Source organism: Bradyrhizobium sp., assembly GCF_028868675.1.
GTDB lineage: Bacteria > Pseudomonadota > Alphaproteobacteria > Rhizobiales > Xanthobacteraceae > Bradyrhizobium.
In genome coordinates, this window is sequence record NZ_JAGWUA010000090.1 from 1 (window position 1) to 18,588 (window position 18,588).

An 18,588-nucleotide genomic window follows, 5' to 3' on the forward strand; every position below is an offset into this window, starting at 1 on the left:
TTTACGTCGATCTTCTCCGGCACATGGATGCGATAGGCGCTCTCGCCCGCCTTGCCTTCGTAGGCCACCGCTTCCTCGAGGCCGCGCCGGATGCTGTCGGCAACCTTGCTCATGGCTTTCTCCGCTTGAATGCTTCCACCAGCAGCGTCCGCTCCTCGTCGCTCATTAGCTTGCGGGTTGCCGAAAAGCCTCCAAAAAAGCAAAAGCCCCGGCAGTCGCCTGCCGGGGCTCTCTCAGATCGTTAGACCGAACTTACCAGTTGCGCTGAGCGCGGAGCAGCATCTGGTAGGTGTCCTGGTCCTTCAGCTCATACGCCGCAACCGGCTTGGCAACGCCAGCGCTCGCACCGGCGCCAGTGACGCCCGAGTACTTCTGGTCCAGGTGGGTGTAGGTGAAGTCAGCCGAGAACGTCAGGTTCTTGACCGGGGTCCACCGGGTGATCAGACCGAGCTGGGCGATGTTGTAGTCGGGGTCGCAGTTGGTGAGACCAGCACCGAGTGCCGTCCGCACCGTACCACCGACGCCGCCAACGCCGCACATCAGGGTCTTGGATTCGCCGTTGTAGCGAACCGCAGCCCACGCACCGTAGATCGCGGTGTTCCAGTACGGATCCCAGTTGTGGGTGAACGCACCGCGCATACCCCAGGTCTCGATCAGCTGCAGGCCGCCGGCCGGTCCGAGGAACACTGCGTCGGGCGCGAACCCGATGCCGAGGCTCTGGTACGAGGTGGCCAAGCTAGCGCCACCATAGGTCGTGAACGCGCCAGCCTGACCCGCGAGGTCCTGGATGTTGTAGCGGGTCGCGCCGTTGGTGTAGACGCCCTGGATGTTGATCGTGTCACCCGCACCGGTCGGGATGTTCTTGATCGACAAGGCCAACTGACCAGCCCAGCCCCACTTGTCGCTCGGGAAGCCGGTGACTTCGGTGCCACCATAGTAGGCAGCGTGGTTCTGATGCGCCGCGAACGACGCCTGGAACAGACCCCAAGCCTGGTCGACACGAACCATGGCAACGAGGTCAGGAGCACGAGCCCCACCGTAGTCGCTGGTGCCGTAACCGAAGGTGCCCGGTACGCCGAGGTTGTTGATGCCAGCCTGATAGTACTGAACCTGGTCCTGCGCCGAGAACGCCGCCGACACGCCCTGACCGAAGTCAGCGGTGTAGGTGAACTGGTTCACGCCGGTGACGGTGCCGCCGCCGCCGACCAGACCGTCGTAGTTGTTGCCGGGATAGTTGACCCAGGGAGCGCTGAACTGGGAAACAGCCTTACCCATGGTGAACCCAGCGAACTGGATGAAGGCGTAGTACACGCCGAGCGAACCGCCAGCGACCGAGCCGTTGCCGTTGGTGCCGGCCGGAGCCGAGTCATACGACGTGGTGCCGTTGCCGTTGCCGGTGTAGCCGCCGGTCGTCCAGGTGAAGGTCGCATCGAAGAAGGTGCGAACCACGCCGTACTCGGTCGCGGTGCGGGTGTCGATGTTGAAGTCTTCACGGGAACGAGCGGTGTAAGCGTTCGTCAAGCGGTTGTGGGCGCCAGCAACGCCGGACGTGTTGCCGGTGTAGATGCTGTTCGTGTTGAGACCCGTCTCAACGCGCAGGTAACCACCCAGCTTGATGCAGGTGTCAGTGCCCGGGATGTAGTAGAATCCGGCACCGTACAGGGAGCAGATCTTCACGTATTCGACCGCCTTGGCCTTCACGGGGAGATCGGCTGCCTGTGCTCCGCCAACGGCGATCAGACCCGCCGCTGAACCGAGCAAAAGGCTCTTAACCAACTTCATGTTAAACCTCCAAGTTTGCTCTTTAGGGAAGGTTCCGGATCCGCTGGGTGAAGACACCCTAAGGTTGGTTCCCTTGTCCCTTTAACCCACCGCTTAGCCGCTTCGCGCCTTCGGACACACCCGCATGAACGCGAGGGACTTAAGCGAACCACCTAAAACGGGACGACCTTGGGATGCCCCCCTCCGTCGCTCGATCACAATTACCGAACGTCCTTGCACACACAACAACAGAACGCTCCCAAACCGGCCCGTGCAGCGCGTTTTCCGGCGGGTGTTGCACAAATAACACGCGGATGTGATGGATCGGCCGCTGTAAGCATTTGTTTTCCATAACGTTTTCCGAACGGTTCCATTTTCGTCTCGGTTTCTGGTCGAGAGCATCCATCCACCGACACGGGTCGTGTCACGACGAAACCGGCGATGCGAACGGGAGAATCGGCTGGAGAATCGGAAGCCTCGCGCCGGGCCGGGATTCGATGCGAGATGCGTCCTCGACGGCAGCTCCGGCACCAATTTCGACGCCATACATTAGAGTGTGCGGACGGATCTGGTTTGCGGGCCGGACAAGAGGCGCTGGCGGAGACGGAGGGATTCGAACCCTCGATAGGCCTTTACAAGCCTATAACGGTTTAGCAAACCGCCGCCTTCAGCCACTCGGCCACGTCTCCAATCTGGCCGGTATGCCCGACACCGCGGCGACCCGCAAGCGGCAGAATTGCGAAGCGGGCCTTCTTTCACCCGAAAGCGCGGATCGGCCGGGACAACGAGGCTGCGCCTGCAAATCGGCGCCGCCTGCGGCGACCGCCGCGAAGCTTTCACTCTATATGTCGGTGTGTCGCGATATGTCGGTGTGTCGCGCGATGCTGTTCCAGGGCGCGATGCCCGCCTCGTGCTGCCGGCCGAGTTCCAGCCCGCATTCGCGCGATCCGGTCGGCGGCCGCAATCCGCGAAGCTCAGTGCGTGGAAACCCACGCCCTCGCCTCGCGCTGTGCGGCGGCGATCTCGGTCTCCGACATCTGCCCGGCGATCTCCTGGCGCAGAGCGATCGCGTCCTTACGACCCTTCAGCGCCGCGAGGTTGAACCATTTGTGCGCGGCCACGAGGTCGACGAGGCCGGAGCGGCCGCTCGCCCAATAGAGCCCGCGCTCGAACAGCACGTCGGACAACGCGCCGGCGTCGATCGGCGTCGCCGTCTCCAGATCGAAAGTCCCCTGAAACATGTCGCATCCCCTTTTGTTGCTCTTGCCGCCCCGTTCCCCGAATGCGGCTCCCGTCCAATCGCTCGACGTCCCCTGTTCTTCCCCATGCCGTTTGCCGGCTTGTTGAAGACGATCATCTGCATCAAGTTTGAATGGCGGTTTAAGTATCGCGATGAAGGGGACGTAAACGCGCGCATCCGGGCGCTGCGCTCGAAAATGCAGGAAGTCCGCATTCGACGGGCACTTCTGCGATTCGTCAGATTCGGTTTACCGTTCCGATTTTCGGACGACGATAACCATCGCGCGCGGTCGGCAACGTGCTGTGGCTGGGGCGCAGTCTTCCGCCAGTTTCGTCGGCAACGACCCGCGGTTCCCGCGAACGGGATTCTCGAAACTCTGGGATTGGGAATTCTTGGGAGATCAAAACGCCGGCTACGGCCCGGCGATGAACGAGGGCGTCGGCGAACACGTCAGGATCAGATTTCACTTTCGCCGCAAGACTACTTGCAAGGCTACTTGCGAAATTGCGGCAGCCCTGTTGCAGGGCGGACCGCACCGAACGAAGAAAGCTCGTTTCTTCTGTCGGACCGTGCCCCAGCAAGCGAACTCGCGAAAGGCTGACGATCCGACCGTTGACCTGATGTCTCGCCGACACCCTCTTTCGTCGATCAGGGCTCCTTCTTCGAGATCGGCCCTGCCGGTGGCAGGCCAGATCGCGGGATGCGCTGATGACGCGCCGGCTTCATGGAGCCGGCAACTTCAGTCTGGCGAGACTTACTTCTTCTTCTTGGCGACCTTGCGGGTCTTCTTCGCAGTCTTCTTCACTGCGCTCTTCGCCTTCTTCGCCTTCTTCGCTTTCTTGGCCATGTTGCCCTCCGATGTGTGAGATGGCTCATTCGCTGCGTGCACTCGGGGATCGAGATGCACTTCATCCCGAATACACCAACACAACGAAAAAAACAGCGTCCTGCTTAAGGAAGTGTTGACGCCGCAAAACGCGCGCGCGTCGCGCGCTTCGTTGGCGCAGACGAAGCGAGGATCGCGCGGGAATGCAGGAAGCACTTGCGGCATCGACGGATGCGAAAGTCGGGAGTGACGAAAATCCCTGTGCCGCAGCCATTTCTTGAATTCACGCGAGCGACGCGAGCGCGCGCGATCCGCGCGACGCGATGCGTCGTCACGCCGCGAGAGCGCGTCGCGCGGACTCTGAGTCGCGAATTTTGGCAACGAAATTATTTTCGTGCTCGACAGCCGAAGCGTTCGCGGCCGAGCGCGAAAGCCGCCGCCCGATTGCGAATCGCCGCCGCCGATTCGCAATCGCTCGCCGGCGACGAAGTTCGTCGGGGATCACGCGCGCGAGGTCGGCGGCCGAATGCGAATGCGGCGAAGACGAGGCGCGCGGCGACGGCGCGCCCGCAATCAGATGCCGAGCTTGGACTTCAGGAGGTCGTTGACCACTTGCGGGTTGGCCTTGCCGCCGGACGACTTCATCACCTGGCCGACGAACCAGCCGAGCGCCTGCGGCTTGTCCCTGACCTGCGCCGCCTTGTCCGGATTGGCCGCGATGATGTCGTCGACCACCTTCTCAATCGCCGAGAGGTCGGTGACCTGCTTCATGCCGCGCGCTTCCACCAGCGCGCGGGGATCGCCGCCCTCCTGCCAGACGATCTCGAACAGGTCCTTTGCGATCTTGCCGGAGATCGTACCCTCGCCGATCAGGTCGACGATCGCTGCGAGTTGGCTGGCTGTGACGGGAGAGCCCGTAATATCCCGGCCTTCCTTGTTGAGACGGCCGAACAGCTCGTTGATCACCCAGTTCGCCGCCATCTTGCCGTCGCGCGCGCGGTCGGCGAGCTTCGCCAGCACCGTCTCGTAGAACTCCGCGCTCTCGCGCTCGGCCACCAGTACGCTCGCGTCATAAGGCGACAGGCCGAAAGCGGCGATGAAGCGCGCCTTCTTCTGGTCCGGCAGTTCCGGCAGAGCAGCCTTGAGCCCGTCGACGAAGTCCTGGCCAAACTCCAGCGGCAAGAGATCCGGATCGGGGAAGTACCGGTAGTCGTGCGCCTCCTCCTTGGAGCGCATCGACTGAGTTTCGCCCTTGTTGGGGTCGAACCGGCGGGTTTCCTGCTCGATCGCGCCGCCGTCCTCGATGATCTCGATCTGACGTCGCGCCTCGTACTCGATCGCCTGGCCCATGAAGGCAATCGAGTTCATGTTCTTGATCTCGCAGCGGGTGCCGAGCGGCCCGCCGGGCCTGCGCACGGAGACGTTCACGTCTGCGCGCAGGTTTCCCTTCTCCATGTCGCCGTCGCAGGTGCCGAGATAGCGCAGGATCGAGCGCAGCTTGGTCACATAGGCCTTGGCCTGCTCGGCATCACGGATGTCGGGTTTCGAGACGATCTCCATCAGCGCCACGCCGCAGCGGTTGAAATCGATGAAGGACAGCGACGGCGATCGGTCGTGCAGCATCTTTCCCGGATCCTGCTCCAGGTGCAGCCGCTCGACGCCGACGGTGACGCTGCGGCCGCCTTCGAGCTCGACCAGCACCTCGCCCTCGCCCACGATCGGCGACTTGTACTGGCTGATCTGGTAGCCCTGCGGCAGGTCCGGGTAAAAATAGTTCTTGCGGTCGAACACCGAGCGCAAGTTGATCCTGGCATTGAGCCCGAGGCCGGTCCGGACAGCCTGCCTGACGCATTCCTCGTTGATGACGGGCAGCATGCCCGGCATCGCCGCGTCGACCAGCGACACATGCGTGTTCGGCTCGCCGCCGAACTCGGTCGAGGCGCCCGAGAACAACTTCGACTTCGACGTCACCTGGGCATGGATCTCCATGCCGATGACCATCTCCCAGTCGCCAGTTGCACCCTTGATGAGCTTGTGTGTGGCTACGCTCATCTCGCACTCCCGAGCAGAGCGGCAGCGATCCGCTGCCACTCCGCCTGCAATGAATCCCTGAACCCCGCCATCTTCACCACCACCTCACGGGCGTGAACCGGCCGGCAGCCTCCTCGATCACCTCGCCGAGCGAGAACAGCGTCTCCTCGTCGAAGGGACGGCCGATCAGCTGCAGGCCGAGCGGCAGGCCCTGCGCATCCTTGCCCGCGGGCACCGCGATGCCGGGCAGGCCCGCCATGTTCACGGTCACGGTGAAGATGTCGTTGAGATACATCTCGACCGGATCGGCGCCGCCCTTCTCGCCGATGCCGAAGGCGGCCGACGGCGTCGCCGGCGTGAGGATCGCGTTGACGCCCTTGGCGAAGCAATCCTCGAAATCCTTCTTGATCAGCGTACGCACCTTCTGCGCCCGCAGATAATAGGCGTCGTAATAGCCGGCCGAGAGCACATAGGTGCCGATCATGACGCGGCGCTTCACCTCGGCGCCGAAGCCTTCGGCGCGGGTGTTCTCGTACATCTCGATGATGTTCCGGCCCTGCTCGCGCAGGCCGTAGCGCACGCCGTCATAGCGCGCGAGGTTGGAGGAGGCCTCCGCCGGCGCCACGATGTAGTAGGCCGGCAGCGCGTATTTGGTGTGCGGTAGCGACACCTCGACGAGCTCGGCACCGGCCGCCTCCAGCCACGCCGCGCCCTCGCTCCACAGCTTCTCGATCTCGGCCGGCATGCCGTCGAGGCGATATTCCCTGGGGATGCCGATCTTCATGCCCTTCACGGACCTGCCGATCGCGGCCTCATAGTCCGGCACGGCGATGTCGACCGAGGTGGTGTCCTTGGGGTCATGGCCGGCCATCGAGCGCAGCAGCATGGCGGCATCGCGCACGCTGCGCGCGATCGGACCGGCCTGGTCGAGCGAGGAGGCAAAGGCGACGATGCCCCAGCGCGAGCAACGGCCGTAGGTCGGCTTGATGCCGACGGTCGCGGTGAACGCCGCCGGCTGGCGAATCGAGCCGCCGGTATCGGTCGCGGTTGCGCCCATGCAAAGCAGCGCCGCCACCGCAGAGGCCGAGCCGCCGGACGAGCCGCCCGGCACCAGCGTGGCGTTCGAGCCTTCGCGCCGCCAGGGATTGCCGACGGGTCCGAAGCACGAGGTCTCGTTCGACGAGCCCATCGCGAACTCGTCATTGTTGAGCTTGCCGAGCATCACCGCGCCGTCGCGCCAGAGCTGCGAGGTCACCGTCGATTCATAGGTCGGCACGAAATTGCCGAGGATCTTCGAGCAGGCGGTGGTGCGCACACCCCTGGTTGCAAAGAGGTCCTTGATCCCCAGCGGAATGCCGGCAAGCGGCCCGCCCTCGCCGCTCGCGATCTTGCCGTCCGCCGCGCGCGCCATGGCGCGGGCCTGCTCCGGCGTCTCCAGCACGAAGGCGTTGAGCACGCGCGCGGCCTCGATTGCGGAAAGATGCGCGTCGGTCAGCTCGAGCGACGTGAAAGACTTTTGCGCGAGGCCCTTGCGGGCCTCGGCGAGCGTCAGCGATGTCAAATCGGTCATTTATTGATCGGGCTGCAGAAGAACGGAGACAGGGTCTTGTCGTTGGCCGGGTCGTCTTTCTTGGCCGCCTTGGCGGCGGCCGCCTCGAGCTGGTCGAGCACGGCGTTGACGGCGGCATTCGGATCGGCAGCCTTGCCCTGCCGCTCCATGGCGTCGAGATAGTTCATGTAGGCCTGGTAGGCCTTCTCATCGTCGCATAGCAGGCACATCGGACGACCGTCCTAAAGGGGGTTACTCGACGACCTTCGGCACCAGGAAGAAGTGACCTTCGGTCGCCGGCGCGTTGGCAACGATATCGTCGGCGATCTCGCCGTCATTGACCACGTCGGGGCGCTTCTTCATCTGCATCGGAGTGACCGAGGTCATCGGCTCGACGCCCTCGACATTGACCTCCGAGAGCTGCTCGACGAAGGCGAGCATGGCGTTGAGTTCGCCCTGCAGATGCGGGACCTCGTCATCCCCGACCGCAATGCGCGCGAGATGCGCGATGCGTCGGACGGTAGCAGCGTCGACAGACATTATATACGGCCTCGAACGGCGGAAATCTGTCCTGCCGTATAGCAGAGGCCGGTTTTGCGCCGCAACCGGCGCAGCCGCCTAGCCCGCCATCTGCCTCAGGCGGGCCTGCGCCGTCCGGGCCAGATCCCGGGTCAATTCCGCCGCCGGTATCTCGCGGCCCATGCCGATCGCCTGGCCGGCCCAGAGATTGGTGAAATCGACCCTGCCCTGCTTCTCGGCGGCGGCTTTCAGCGGTCCCAGGGCGGTCGCGGCATGGGGAAACACCGGGGCATCCGGCGAGATCGGGCCGACCTCGCGCATGACGCGGTTGGCCACGCCGCGCGCCGGCCGTCCCGTCATGACGTTGGTGATGACGGTGGAGGCATCGCCGGCCTGCGCCAGCACCTTGCGCGCCATGCCGCTGACCCTGGATTCCGGACAGCGCAAGTAGGCGCTGCCGATCTGCACGCCCGCGGCGCCGAGCGCGAAGGCGGCCGCGATGCCACGCCCGTCGGCGATGCCGCCGCAGGCGATCACCGGCACCTTCACGGCGTCGACGACCTGCGGCACCAGTGCGAAGGTGCCTGGCTGCTCGGCAATGTCGTCGGTCAGGAACATGCCGCGATGGCCGCCGGCCTCCGCCCCTTGCGCGATCACGGCATCGACGCCGTGGTTCTCCAGCCAGACCGCCTCCTTCACCGTGGTCGCCGACGAGATCACGCGGCAGCCGGCCGCCTTGACGCGCGCGAGCAGGCCCGGCTCCGGCAGGCCGAAATGGAAGCTGACGACTTCCGGCTTCAGCTCCTCCACCACCGCGCAGAACGCGGCATCGAACGGCGCGCGATTGGCGGCTGCGATCGGCGCAGCGGGATCGAGCCCGTACTCCCTGTAGTAAGGTGCGAGCCGCTGCCTCCAGCGCGCCTCCGCGGCGGGTTCGAGTTCGCGCGGCGCGTGGCAGAAGAAATTCATGTTGACGGGTGCGGCGACGCGCTGGCGGATGATGTTGACCTGCTCGCGCGCCTTGTCCGCCGACAGCATCGCGCAAGGCAGCGATCCCAGCGCTCCGCCCTCGGCAGCAGCAATCACCAGTTCCGCGTCCATCACGCCGGCCATCGGCGCCAGCACGATCGGAAATTCGGTCTCGAAAAGGTCGGTCAGTCGGCGGTCAGGCCACATGATTGTTCTCGCTCGTTGACTCACTGGAGCCAGCCTCAATTACTCCCTGACTGGACAGTCAGATTAGACGGGCCTAGCATTCTTGAAAATTGAATAATGTTGAACGCAGCCATCTCAAAATCGAAACGACGTCATGGAACTCAGCGATCTCAAGATTTTTGCCGCAGTCGCCCGCGCCGGCGGCATCACCCGCGCAGCGGAAGAGCTCAACACCGTGCAGTCCAACGTCACCCAGCGCGTGAAGGCGCTGGAAGCCGAGATCGGCACGCCGCTGTTCGAGCGGCACAGCCGCGGCATGACCCTGACCGGCGCCGGAAGGCGGCTGCTACCCTACGCGCAGCGGATGGCGGCGCTGTCGCACGAGGCGGTTCTCGCCGCGCGCGATGACGGCGAGCCAAAGGGGCCGCTGTCGATCGGCTCGATGGAAACGACCGCCGCCGTGCGGCTTCCCCCTCTCCTCGCCGACTTCCACCGCCGCTTTCCCGCCGTGCGGCTCAGCCTGCGCACCGCAACCACGGCCGACCTCGTCGGCGCCGTGCTCGACGGCTCGATGGACGGCGCCTTCGTCGCCGGACCGATCGCGCATGCCGAGCTCTCGGCCGTCATCGCGTTCCGGGAGGAGCTGGTGCTGGTCAGTGCGCGCCGCTGGCGGTCGCTCACCGACCTGCGCGCGGGCACGCCGGAGTCCGGTCCGACCGCGCTGGTGTTCCGCACCGGCTGCACCTATCGCCAGCGGCTGGAGCAGGTCATGACCGAGTTCGGCTGGCCGTCGGCGGCGCGCTTCGAACTCGGCACGCTCGACGGCATGATCGGTTGCGTCGCCGCCGACATGGGCGTGACACTGCTGCCGCGCGCGGTCGTCGAACGCAGCGAAACCAACGGCAGCGTCTCGGTCCACACCTTGAGCCCGGCCCATGCGCGGGTCGAGACGTTGTTCATCCAGCGCAGCGCGGGACATCAATACAGCGCGCTGCGGGGTTTCGTGTCGTGCCTGAAGGGGGACGACCAGGTCATCGCGGCCTGAGACCGGCGCCACAGCGCCACGTCGCGCCTATGCTTTGCCACCGCGGCGCACCGCGTGTTATGCGCTCCATCATGCCGGCTCCCATCCTGCCCCTGATCGACGCTGCAACCCACTGGCCCGAGCGCGGGGCGTTGATCGGCCTCGACCTCGGCACCAAGACCGTCGGGGTTGCCGTGTCCGATCCGGACCGCCGGCTGGCGACCGGCGTCGAAACCATCCAGCGCAAGGCGTTCAGGCAGGACGCCGCACGGCTGCTGGCGATTGCCGGCGAACGCAAGGCGGTCGGGCTCGTGCTCGGCCTGCCCATCAACATGGACGGCAGCGAGGGCCCGCGCGCGCAATCGACCCGCGCCTTCGCCCGCAATCTCGCAGGCCTCACTTCGTTGCCCATCGGCCTGTGGGACGAACGGCTGTCGACCGCGGCGGTCGAGCGCGAGCTGATCGGCATGGACGTCAGCCGCGCCAGGCGCGCCGAGGTGATCGACGAGCATGCCGCGATCTTCATCCTGCAGGGTGCGCTCGACCGGCTGGCGAACCTGCGCTCTTCGCCCGGGACGGGCTGACCATGGCGGTCGTCATCGCGGCGCTGTTGCCGGTCTTCCTGCTGATCGTGCTCGGCGTGATCTTGAAGCGCAGCTTGATGCGGCTCGATGCGCAATGGCACGGGCTGGAGCGGCTGACCTATTTCGTGCTGTTCCCGATGCTGCTGATCCAGACGCTGGTGAAGGCCGACCTGACGAAGGTCCCGGTCGCAGGCGTCGGCGGCGCGCTTTTCCTGTCGGCCTTGGCGATGTCGCTGATCTGCCTGGCGCTGCGGCCGGCGCTGGCGCGGCTCGGCATCGACGGTCCCGCCTTCTCCTCGATCTTCCAGGGCGCAACGCGCTGGCAGACCTATGTGGCGCTGTCGGTCGCGGCCAATTTGTTCGGCAACCTCGGTCTGGCGCTGGCTTCGGTCGCGATGGTCGCGATCATTCCGCTGGTCAACGTGCTCAGCGTCGCCGTGCTGGCGCACTACGCCTCGCCGCACAAGCAGTCCGCACGCGAGATCGCGATGACGGTGCTGCGCAATCCCCTGATCTGGGCCTGCATCGTCGGCCTCCTCGTCAACCTCACGCACCTTCCGCTGCCGAGGATCTGGCACGAGGTCGCGGATGCGCTCGGCCGCTCATCGCTCGCGATCGGCCTGCTCGTCACCGGCGCCGGGCTGCATCTGGAAGGCCTGTTCCGCCCGAGCCTGGGCGCCGCCATCGGCGTGGCGTTCAAGCTCGTGCTGATGCCCGCTCTCGCGCTGCTGCTGGCGCTCTGGTTCGGGCTGTCGGGGCCGGGCCTTGCGATCGTGGCGATCTGCGCGGCGGTGCCGACCGCGCCCAGCGCCTACGTGATGGCCCGCCAGATGGGCGGCGACGCGCCGCTGCTGGCGCAGATCATCACCCTGCAGACGATCTTGGCGGCGGTGACGATGCCGATCGTGATCGCGATGGCGGCCTGACGTTCCGTCATTGCGACGGAATGTGAGGCTACTGGCTCGCGAGATAGAAGGTCTGCAGCACCGCGGCCGAATTGTTCAGGCCGTGGATGACGATCGTGAGCCAGGTCGAGCCGCTGCGGTAGCGCATGTAGCCGAGCCACAGGCCGATGCAAAAGACCTCGCCGAAGAAATACCAGTCGTATTGCAGGTGCAGCGAGGTCCAGGCCAGCGACGACAGCACGATCGCCCCGGGCGCGCCGAGGCGCGTCTGCGACCAGCCGCGATAGAGGAAGCCGCGGGCAAAAATCTCCTCGGAGACCGGAGCCGCGACGCAGAAGGCGAGCACCAGTAGCCAGACCACGCCCTCGGCCTGCGCGGTCTTGAAGACGTCGACCATGAAGCCCGGCGTGATCTCGCGCCCGGTCGCGCGCGACATCAGATCCCAGGCTCCGACCATGGCGGTCAGACCGAGCGCTGCAATCAGGACGTTCTTCCAGGACGTCCAGCGCAGCGCGAGATAGTCCGCAAACGGCATGCGCGCAAAATGCGTCGCGAGCCAGGCGGCGCCGAGCACCGCCGGCAATCCCATGACGACCGAAAGCGCGATGGTCAGCCCGCCGCCCACCGTATGGACCGTCCTGGCGACGTCGATCGGAAAGCCGTCGCGCAGCACGAAGAAGACGACCACGCCGATCTGGCCGACGAACATTGCGGCGAAGATCACCAGGCCCCACAGCGCGGTACCCCAGAACTGCCAGACGCGCGGCGGCCGTTCGGCCGGCGCAGCGATCGGTGGCGGGTGTTCGGGATTGAGAGAGTCCATCAAGAGGCTTTCGTCCGGGCTTGTTGCACCATGTCGCGCCTGAATCAGTTTCGCCGCGGCGGAATCGGGAAATCATAGGCCGGCCCGCCCGCCCCCGGCAGGGAGAAATGCCACCATTCCTTCGCATAGTTCACAAAGCCTTGCCGTCCCATCGCGGCGACCAGCCGGTTGCGCCAGGCCCGCTGCGCCGGCGTGATGCTGCGCGCGGCGGTATGCGCCTTGACATCGGTGCAGTCGTAGCCGGTGCCCATGTCGACGCTGCCCTCCGGCGCCCGCACTTCCGCCGGCGCGGTACAGTCCGCATAGGTCCTGCCGGGATCGAACTTGCCGGAATTGTCGGCCTTGAGGTCGACCAGGCTCAGGTCCAGCGCCGCGCCGGTCGAATGCTGCGAATAGGCGGCGATATAGCCGAGCCGGAACAACTCGGTCTTGGCAATCGCCGGATTGTAGCGTCGCTCGGACGGCGGCTCCCGGCCGTTCCGCGACCAGGCCACCATCTCGGCGCTGGCGCGCGCCGGCCGGTAGCAATCGAACATCTTCAGCGACAGATGCTGCCGCGCCAACTCCGCCTGGACCGCCTTCAGCCTCAGGCCGACCTCCCGCTTCACCACGCACTCCCCCGCGCCATATCCCGCGAGCGGCTTGCCGACAAAATTGTTCAATGTGGCGTAGCGGATGTCCTGGATGATCGTGGGGTCGATGTCGCGCAGATAGACGAAGCCGCCGGGAAGCAACTGAGCGGAGGCCTGCGAGATTGCGGCGATCGTCGCAAATGTAGCGAGGATTGGCTTCACGGGTTGCATCCGCACGTTCATTCGTCGTTCCAGGGGGCGCCCAAAGGGCGAACCGAGATTCCGGGGTCGATGCTTCGCACTGCGCCGGAACGACGGCAAGGCCGACAGATCGGGGGATAACTCCCGTCCCCCAGTTTGGCCCTTGCCCCCTCCACCATCCCCGCCTATAGCTCTGCTTTTAATGACCTCCGCATCGAAATCGACCTTCGTTCTCGGTCACCGGCATCTGCTGGGCATCGAGGGCCTTTCCGCTGCCGACATCACCGGCCTCCTCGACCTGTCCGAGGAATATGTCGAGCTCAACCGCCAGGTGGACAAGAAGCGCACCGTCCTGCGCGGCCGCACCCAGGTGAACCTGTTCTGCGAAGCCTCCACCCGCACCCAGTCCTCGTTCGAGATCGCCGGAAAGCGGCTGGGCGCCGACGTCATGAACATGTCGGTGTCCTCCTCGTCCATGCGCAAGGGCGAGACGCTGATCGACACCGCGGTGACGCTGAACGCGATGCACCCGGACATCCTGGTGGTACGGCATCACGCCTCCGGCGCGGTGGAACTGCTCGCCCGCAAGGTCGACGGCTCCGTGATCAATGCCGGCGACGGCGCGCACGAGCACCCGACCCAGGCGCTGCTTGACGCGCTGACCATTCGCCGCAACAAGGGCCGGATCGAGGGCCTCGTCATCGCGATCTGCGGCGACGTGCTGCACTCGCGGGTGGCGCGCTCCAACATCCTCTTGCTCAACACCATGGGCGCGCGGGTGCGCGTGGTCGCGCCATCAACGCTGCTGCCGCCCGGGCTCGAGCGGATGGGCGTCGAGGTCGCGCGCGACATGCGCGAAGGACTCGAGAGCGCCGACATCGTCATGATGCTGCGCCTGCAGCGCGAGCGCATGAACGGCTCCTTCGTGCCGTCATCCAGCGAGTATTTTCACTATTTCGGCCTCGACCAGAAGAAGCTCGCCTACGCAAAACCCGACGCGCTGGTGATGCATCCCGGTCCGATGAACCGCGGCGTGGAGATCGATTCGGCCGTGGCCGACGGCGCGCAGTCGCTGATCCGCGAGCAGGTCGAGATGGGAGTGGCGGTGCGCATGGCGGTGCTGGAAGCGCTCGCCCGCAACCTGCCGAACGCGTGATGCCGATGCTGACAGACCGCCGCCCCATCCTGCTTGCCAACGCCCGCGTCGTGGATCCGTCCAGGGATTTCGACGGCATCGGCGACGTGCTCATCGCCGACGGCACCATCCGCGAGACGAGGCGCGGCATCGGCGCCGCCGGCGTCCCCGAGGGCACCGACATCGTCAACTGCTCCGGCAAGATCGTGGCCCCCGGCCTGATCGACATGCGTGCCTTCGTCGGCGAGCCCGGCTTCAGCCATCGCGAGACCTTCGCAACCGCGAGCCAGGCGGCCGCGAGCGGGGGCATCACCACCATCATCTGCCAGCCGGATACTTCGCCGGTGATCGACAATTCCGCGACCGTCGATTTCGTGCTGCGGCGCGCCCGCGACACCGCGATCGTCAACATCCAGCCGATGGCCGCCCTGACCAAGGGCATGCGCGGCGAGGAGATGACGGAGTTCGGCCTCTTGAAGGCCGCCGGCGCCGTTGCCTTCAGCGACTATAACCGCAGCGTCACCAATGCGCTGGTGATGCGCCGGGCGCTGACCTACGCCCGCGATTTCGATGCATTGATCGTGCACTTTGCCGAGGACCCGAACCTGGTCGGCGAAGGCGTGATGAACGAGGGCGAGTTCGCCACCCGTCTCGGCCTGATGGGCATCCCGAACGCCGCGGAAGCCGTCGTGCTGGAGCGCGACATGCGGCTCGTGGCACTGACCGGCGGCCGCTACCACGCGGCCTCGCTGTCCTGCACCGACTCGCTCGACATCATCGAGCGCGCGCGCGACGCGGGCCTCGCCGTCAGCGCGTCGGCCTCGATCAACCATGTCGCGCTGAACGAGAACGACATCGGGCCCTACCGCACCTTCCTCAAGCTGTCGCCGCCGCTGCGCACCGAGGACGACCGCCGCGCGCTGGTCGCGGCTGTCGCCTCCGGCCTCGTCGACGTCATCATGTCCGACCACAATCCGCAGGACGTCGAAGTCAAGCGGCTGCCATTCGCGGAGGCCGCTCCCGGCGCCGTGGGCCTGCAGACCATGCTGCCCGCGGGCCTCCGGCTCGTGCATAATGGCGAGATGGAGCTGAAGACGCTGATCCGGGCGATGTCGACGCGGCCGGCCGAACTGCTGGGGCTGTCGGGGGGAACCCTGCGCGCCGGCGCACCGGCCGACGTCATCGTGATCGACGCCGACACGCCCTGGGTGCTCGATCCCGCCGATCTCAAATCGCCCTGCAAGAACACTCCGTTCGACGAGGCCCGCTTCTCCGGCCGCGTGGTGCGCACGATCGTCGGGGGACGGACGGTGTACGAGCATGTGTAGCCACGCGCGGGAAATATGCCGGACATGGAGATGCGGCCATGGGACTTGAAGCCTTGCTGCCGGTAGCCTTCGTCATCGGCTATCTCCTCGGCTCGATCCCGTTCGGACTGGTGCTGACGAGGCTTGCCGGCACGCAGGACCTGCGCTCGATCGGCTCGGGCAATATCGGCGCCACCAACGTGCTGCGCACCGGCCGCAAGGGGCTCGCCGCGGCAACGCTGCTGCTCGATGCGCTGAAGGGCACGGCAGCGGTGGTGATCGCGGGCTACCTTGCCGGCCCCAACGCGGCGATGATCGCGGGGCTCGGCGCCTTCCTCGGCCACCTTTTTCCGGTCTGGCTGAAATTCAAAGGCGGCAAGGGCGTCGCGGTCTATATCGGCATCCTGCTCGGCCTGTTCTGGCCGGGCGCGCTGTTCTTTTGCCTGCTGTGGCTCGCCACCGCCTTTACCAGCCGCTACTCCTCGCTCTCGGCGCTGGTCGCGGCCTTCGTCACGCCGCTGTTCCTGTGGTGGTTCGGCCACCTCGCACTGGCCTCGCTGTTTGCGGTGCTGACGTTGCTGCTGTTCTACATGCACCGCGAGAACATCAAGCGGCTGCAAGCGGGCACCGAAAGCCGGATCGGTCAGAAATCATGACGTGCCCACCGCGCAACGGTCGCGGATAATTCTTTGCTCGTATGCATCCAGCGCTGGTCAACCACTTCCCGTGCTGCCATCCTGACGCCCGGAATGCGTTGTCCGGTTGTGCTGCATGAGCGACGTCACGCATGAATCGATGACACGTCAGGCCGCTGTAGCGGAGCGCCCGACTGCGGCGAGCCGGTTGCTCGCTGCCTCCGCGATCTGGTCGTCCGTCGATGCGCCGCTGCCGGCGGGAGTTCCCAAGCCGGAAACGACACCGTCTCCTGCCGCGCTCGCGTCGGCCCCTCTCCCCGCACCCGCCGCGTCGTCGTCGCGCAAATTGTCGTTGGCCCTTCAAGGCGGCGGCACTTTTGCCGCCTTCACCTGGGGCGTGCTGGAACGGCTGCTGGAGGAGCCGACGGTCGAATTCGACATCGTCAGCGGCGCCAGCGCCGGTGCGATCAACGCGCTGCTGCTGGCATCCGGGCTCGTCGAAGGCGGCCGCGAGGGTGCGCGGGCGCGGCTTGGCCGGTTCTGGCTCCGCCTGATGCAGGAGGCTTCGTTCCGCTCGCTGATGCTGGTCGGCGGCTTCTCGCCGGCAGGCAGTTCGGTGGCGTTCGGACCGACGCTGCGCTCCGGCCAGTTCGATCCGTTCGATCTCGATCCGCTGCGGCAGGCGTTATCGCGCGACATCGACTTCGCGGCATTGCGCGAACAATCCTGCCCAAGACTCCTGGTCGGAGCGACGCGGATCCGCGACGGCCGCCAGCGGCTGTTTGGTAATGACGCCATCACCGCCGACGTCGCGCTGGCCTCGACCTGCCCGCCGCTGGTGCATTGCGCAGTCGAGATCGAGGGCGAAGCCTATTGGGACGGCGGCTATGGCGGCAATCCGCCGCTCATCCGCCTGGTGCAGCAATCGACGGCCGCCGACGTGCTGGTCGTGCAGGTGACGCCGTCGCGCGACAGCTACGTCCCGATCACGCTCGCGGCGATCGACCGCCGGCTCGACCAGATTGCCGCGAATGCCGCGCTCAACGCCGAGATGGCGGCGGTGGAATGGGCCCGCGCGCACGTCGCGCCGTCGTTGCGGCTGTTCAGGATCGCGGCGGAAGACGAGATCGACGGCCTCGCACAGCGCAGCCCGACCGATCTCGGAACCGGGTTTATCCGCCTGTTGCACGGACGTGGCCACGACGCTGCCGATCGCTGGCTGCGGCAGGAACTGAGCGTCGCCCAGCAGCGCGCGACGACACAGGAAACCGCGGCGGGGGCCGAGCCCGCGCTAGCTTGACCTCGCCAGCGCCTTCTCCAGGAACAGCGCGGCGGCAAGCGCGCCCGCATCATTGCCGAAGCGCGCGATCATCTGCACGCCGATCGGCAGGCCGTCCACCTTCGCCGCCGGCACGTTGACGCAAGGGCTGCCCATCAGCGTCCACAGCCGGTTGTAGCGGGGATCGCCGGTCGACGAGAGCCCTTTTGGAGCGGCGCCCGGCGCGGAATAGGTCAGGAGCACGTCGACGCCCTCGAAGACTTCGGCAAGCTCGCGCCGGCCACGGCGGGCGATCCGGCGCGCCTCGTCATATTGCCGCGGTGTCAGGCCTGCCGTTTCGTCGAGATTGGCGCGCAACATCGGCGCGATCTCGTCATGATGTTCGGAGAATTCCCAGGCGAGCGCGCGATGTGCTTCGAAATCCTGGACGATCGGATGGATGCGCCAGGCCTCCCGCACCATCTCCGGCAGATCGACGGTCTCAACGCTGGCGCCGGCGGCCTCCGCCGCCTTGATCGCCGTGGCAAGCCCCTGCTCGGCCGCAGCTTCAACCGGTCCGGCAAACTCCTGTCTGACGATGCCGATGCGCGGCGAGGTCGCCGGCACGACGTCTGAAAACTCCCCGCGGCCGGTCATGGCGAACAGCCCGCGCCCGACGTCCTCGACGCCCGCGCCAAACAGCCCGACCGTATCCAGCGCCCAGGAGAAGCATTTGACGCCGACGGTCGGCAGCAGCCGGAACGACGGTTTGATCGCGGCGACGCCGCAATAGGCGGCTGGCCGGATCACCGAGCCGCCGGTTTGCGTCCCCAGCGCCAACGGGATCATGCCGGCGGCAACAGCCGCCGCCGAACCAGCCGACGAGCCGCCCGGCGTATGGCCAGGATTGTGCGGATTGCGCGTGACCGTGGGATCGCGCGAGGCAAACGCCGTGGTCGTGGTCTTGCCGATGATGGTGGCGCCGGCACGCTTCAACATCATCACCACGGGCGCGTCCGCACGCGGCTGCCAGCCACGGTAGATCGGCGAGCCCATCTCGGTC

General features: G+C 66.1%; 17 protein-coding genes and 1 tRNA gene. 7 read left to right on the forward strand and 11 right to left on the reverse strand.

Translation table 11 applies throughout. The features are described 5' to 3' along the window. Positions 1-252: 252 nt before the first annotated feature. The 8 genes from KGM94_RS13560 to KGM94_RS13595 form a co-directional block, all read right to left on the reverse strand. A complete protein-coding gene (locus KGM94_RS13560; RefSeq protein ID WP_300259611.1) occupies positions 253-1,782 on the reverse strand; it encodes a porin in 1,530 nt (509 codons plus the stop codon). Positions 1,783-2,356: 574 nt separating this feature from the next. Next, positions 2,357-2,450, reverse strand: a tRNA-Ser gene (locus tag KGM94_RS13565). Positions 2,451-2,735: 285 nt separating this feature from the next. Beyond that, on the reverse strand, positions 2,736-3,002 hold the full coding sequence (locus KGM94_RS13570) for a hypothetical protein (protein WP_300259613.1): 267 nt from the start codon (positions 3,000-3,002) through the stop codon (positions 2,736-2,738). 1,398 nt (positions 3,003-4,400) lie between these two features. Next, a complete protein-coding gene (gene gatB / locus KGM94_RS13575) occupies positions 4,401-5,879 on the reverse strand; it encodes an Asp-tRNA(Asn)/Glu-tRNA(Gln) amidotransferase subunit GatB (protein ID WP_300259616.1) in 1,479 nt (492 codons plus the stop codon). A 73-nt stretch (positions 5,880-5,952) separates the two neighbouring features. Continuing rightward, entirely contained in the window at positions 5,953-7,428 is a 1,476-nt protein-coding gene (gene gatA / locus KGM94_RS13580; protein WP_300259618.1) for an Asp-tRNA(Asn)/Glu-tRNA(Gln) amidotransferase subunit GatA, read from the reverse strand. After that, positions 7,425-7,637, reverse strand: coding sequence for a hypothetical protein (locus tag KGM94_RS13585; protein ID WP_300259620.1), 213 nt, complete (start codon positions 7,635-7,637; stop codon positions 7,425-7,427). The genes gatA and KGM94_RS13585 overlap by 4 nt, the downstream gene beginning before the upstream one ends. Before the next feature lie 22 nt (positions 7,638-7,659). Further along, the gene (gene gatC, locus KGM94_RS13590; protein WP_300259622.1) at positions 7,660-7,947 is read right to left on the reverse strand and encodes an Asp-tRNA(Asn)/Glu-tRNA(Gln) amidotransferase subunit GatC; all 288 of its coding nucleotides are present in this window, start codon (positions 7,945-7,947) and stop codon (positions 7,660-7,662) included. 78 nt (positions 7,948-8,025) lie between these two features. After that, positions 8,026-9,102 (reverse strand): nitronate monooxygenase family protein, encoded by a 1,077-nt coding sequence (locus KGM94_RS13595; protein WP_300259624.1) that lies wholly within the window; start codon positions 9,100-9,102, stop codon positions 8,026-8,028. A gap of 133 nt (positions 9,103-9,235) precedes the next feature. On the opposite strand from KGM94_RS13595, the gene KGM94_RS13600 reads away from it, so the two are divergent. From KGM94_RS13600 to KGM94_RS13610, 3 genes are all read left to right on the forward strand, one after another. After that, complete coding sequence (locus KGM94_RS13600) at positions 9,236-10,126, forward strand: LysR family transcriptional regulator (protein WP_300259626.1); 891 nt, start codon at positions 9,236-9,238, stop codon at positions 10,124-10,126. A gap of 71 nt (positions 10,127-10,197) precedes the next feature. Beyond that, the gene (ruvX, locus tag KGM94_RS13605) at positions 10,198-10,689 is read left to right on the forward strand and encodes a Holliday junction resolvase RuvX (RefSeq protein WP_300259629.1); all 492 of its coding nucleotides are present in this window, start codon (positions 10,198-10,200) and stop codon (positions 10,687-10,689) included. 2 nt (positions 10,690-10,691) lie between these two features. Continuing rightward, positions 10,692-11,615: an AEC family transporter gene (locus KGM94_RS13610; protein ID WP_300259631.1), complete on the forward strand. Its 924-nt coding sequence runs from the start codon at positions 10,692-10,694 to the stop codon at positions 11,613-11,615. A gap of 28 nt (positions 11,616-11,643) precedes the next feature. Here KGM94_RS13610 and KGM94_RS13615 read toward each other — a convergent pair whose 3' ends face one another. Beyond that, positions 11,644-12,417: a CPBP family intramembrane glutamic endopeptidase gene (locus tag KGM94_RS13615; protein ID WP_300259634.1), complete on the reverse strand. Its 774-nt coding sequence runs from the start codon at positions 12,415-12,417 to the stop codon at positions 11,644-11,646. A 44-nt stretch (positions 12,418-12,461) separates the two neighbouring features. Beyond that, entirely contained in the window at positions 12,462-13,202 is a 741-nt protein-coding gene (locus tag KGM94_RS13620) for a M15 family metallopeptidase (RefSeq protein WP_300259644.1), read from the reverse strand. Between the two features lie 190 nt (positions 13,203-13,392). Here KGM94_RS13620 and KGM94_RS13625 point away from each other — a divergent pair, with 190 nt between their 5' ends. The 4 genes from KGM94_RS13625 (at position 13,393) to KGM94_RS13640 (ending at position 17,567) form a co-directional block, all read left to right on the forward strand. Beyond that, complete coding sequence (locus KGM94_RS13625) at positions 13,393-14,346, forward strand: aspartate carbamoyltransferase catalytic subunit (RefSeq protein WP_300259636.1); 954 nt, start codon at positions 13,393-13,395, stop codon at positions 14,344-14,346. A gap of 5 nt (positions 14,347-14,351) precedes the next feature. Continuing rightward, positions 14,352-15,653 carry a dihydroorotase gene (locus KGM94_RS13630; RefSeq protein ID WP_300259646.1) on the forward strand — a complete coding sequence of 434 codons (1,302 nt, stop codon included), beginning with the start codon at positions 14,352-14,354 and terminating at the stop codon, positions 15,651-15,653. 38 nt (positions 15,654-15,691) lie between these two features. Continuing rightward, the gene (plsY, locus tag KGM94_RS13635) at positions 15,692-16,288 is read left to right on the forward strand and encodes a glycerol-3-phosphate 1-O-acyltransferase PlsY (RefSeq protein ID WP_300259638.1); all 597 of its coding nucleotides are present in this window, start codon (positions 15,692-15,694) and stop codon (positions 16,286-16,288) included. Positions 16,289-16,403: 115 nt separating this feature from the next. Further along, positions 16,404-17,567 carry a patatin-like phospholipase family protein gene (locus tag KGM94_RS13640; RefSeq protein ID WP_300259640.1) on the forward strand — a complete coding sequence of 388 codons (1,164 nt, stop codon included), beginning with the start codon at positions 16,404-16,406 and terminating at the stop codon, positions 17,565-17,567. On the opposite strand, the gene KGM94_RS13645 is transcribed toward KGM94_RS13640, so the two are convergent. Beyond that, on the reverse strand, positions 17,559-18,588 hold a 1,030-nt coding region (locus KGM94_RS13645), incomplete at its 5' end, for an amidase (protein WP_300259642.1). The genes KGM94_RS13640 and KGM94_RS13645 overlap by 9 nt on opposite strands.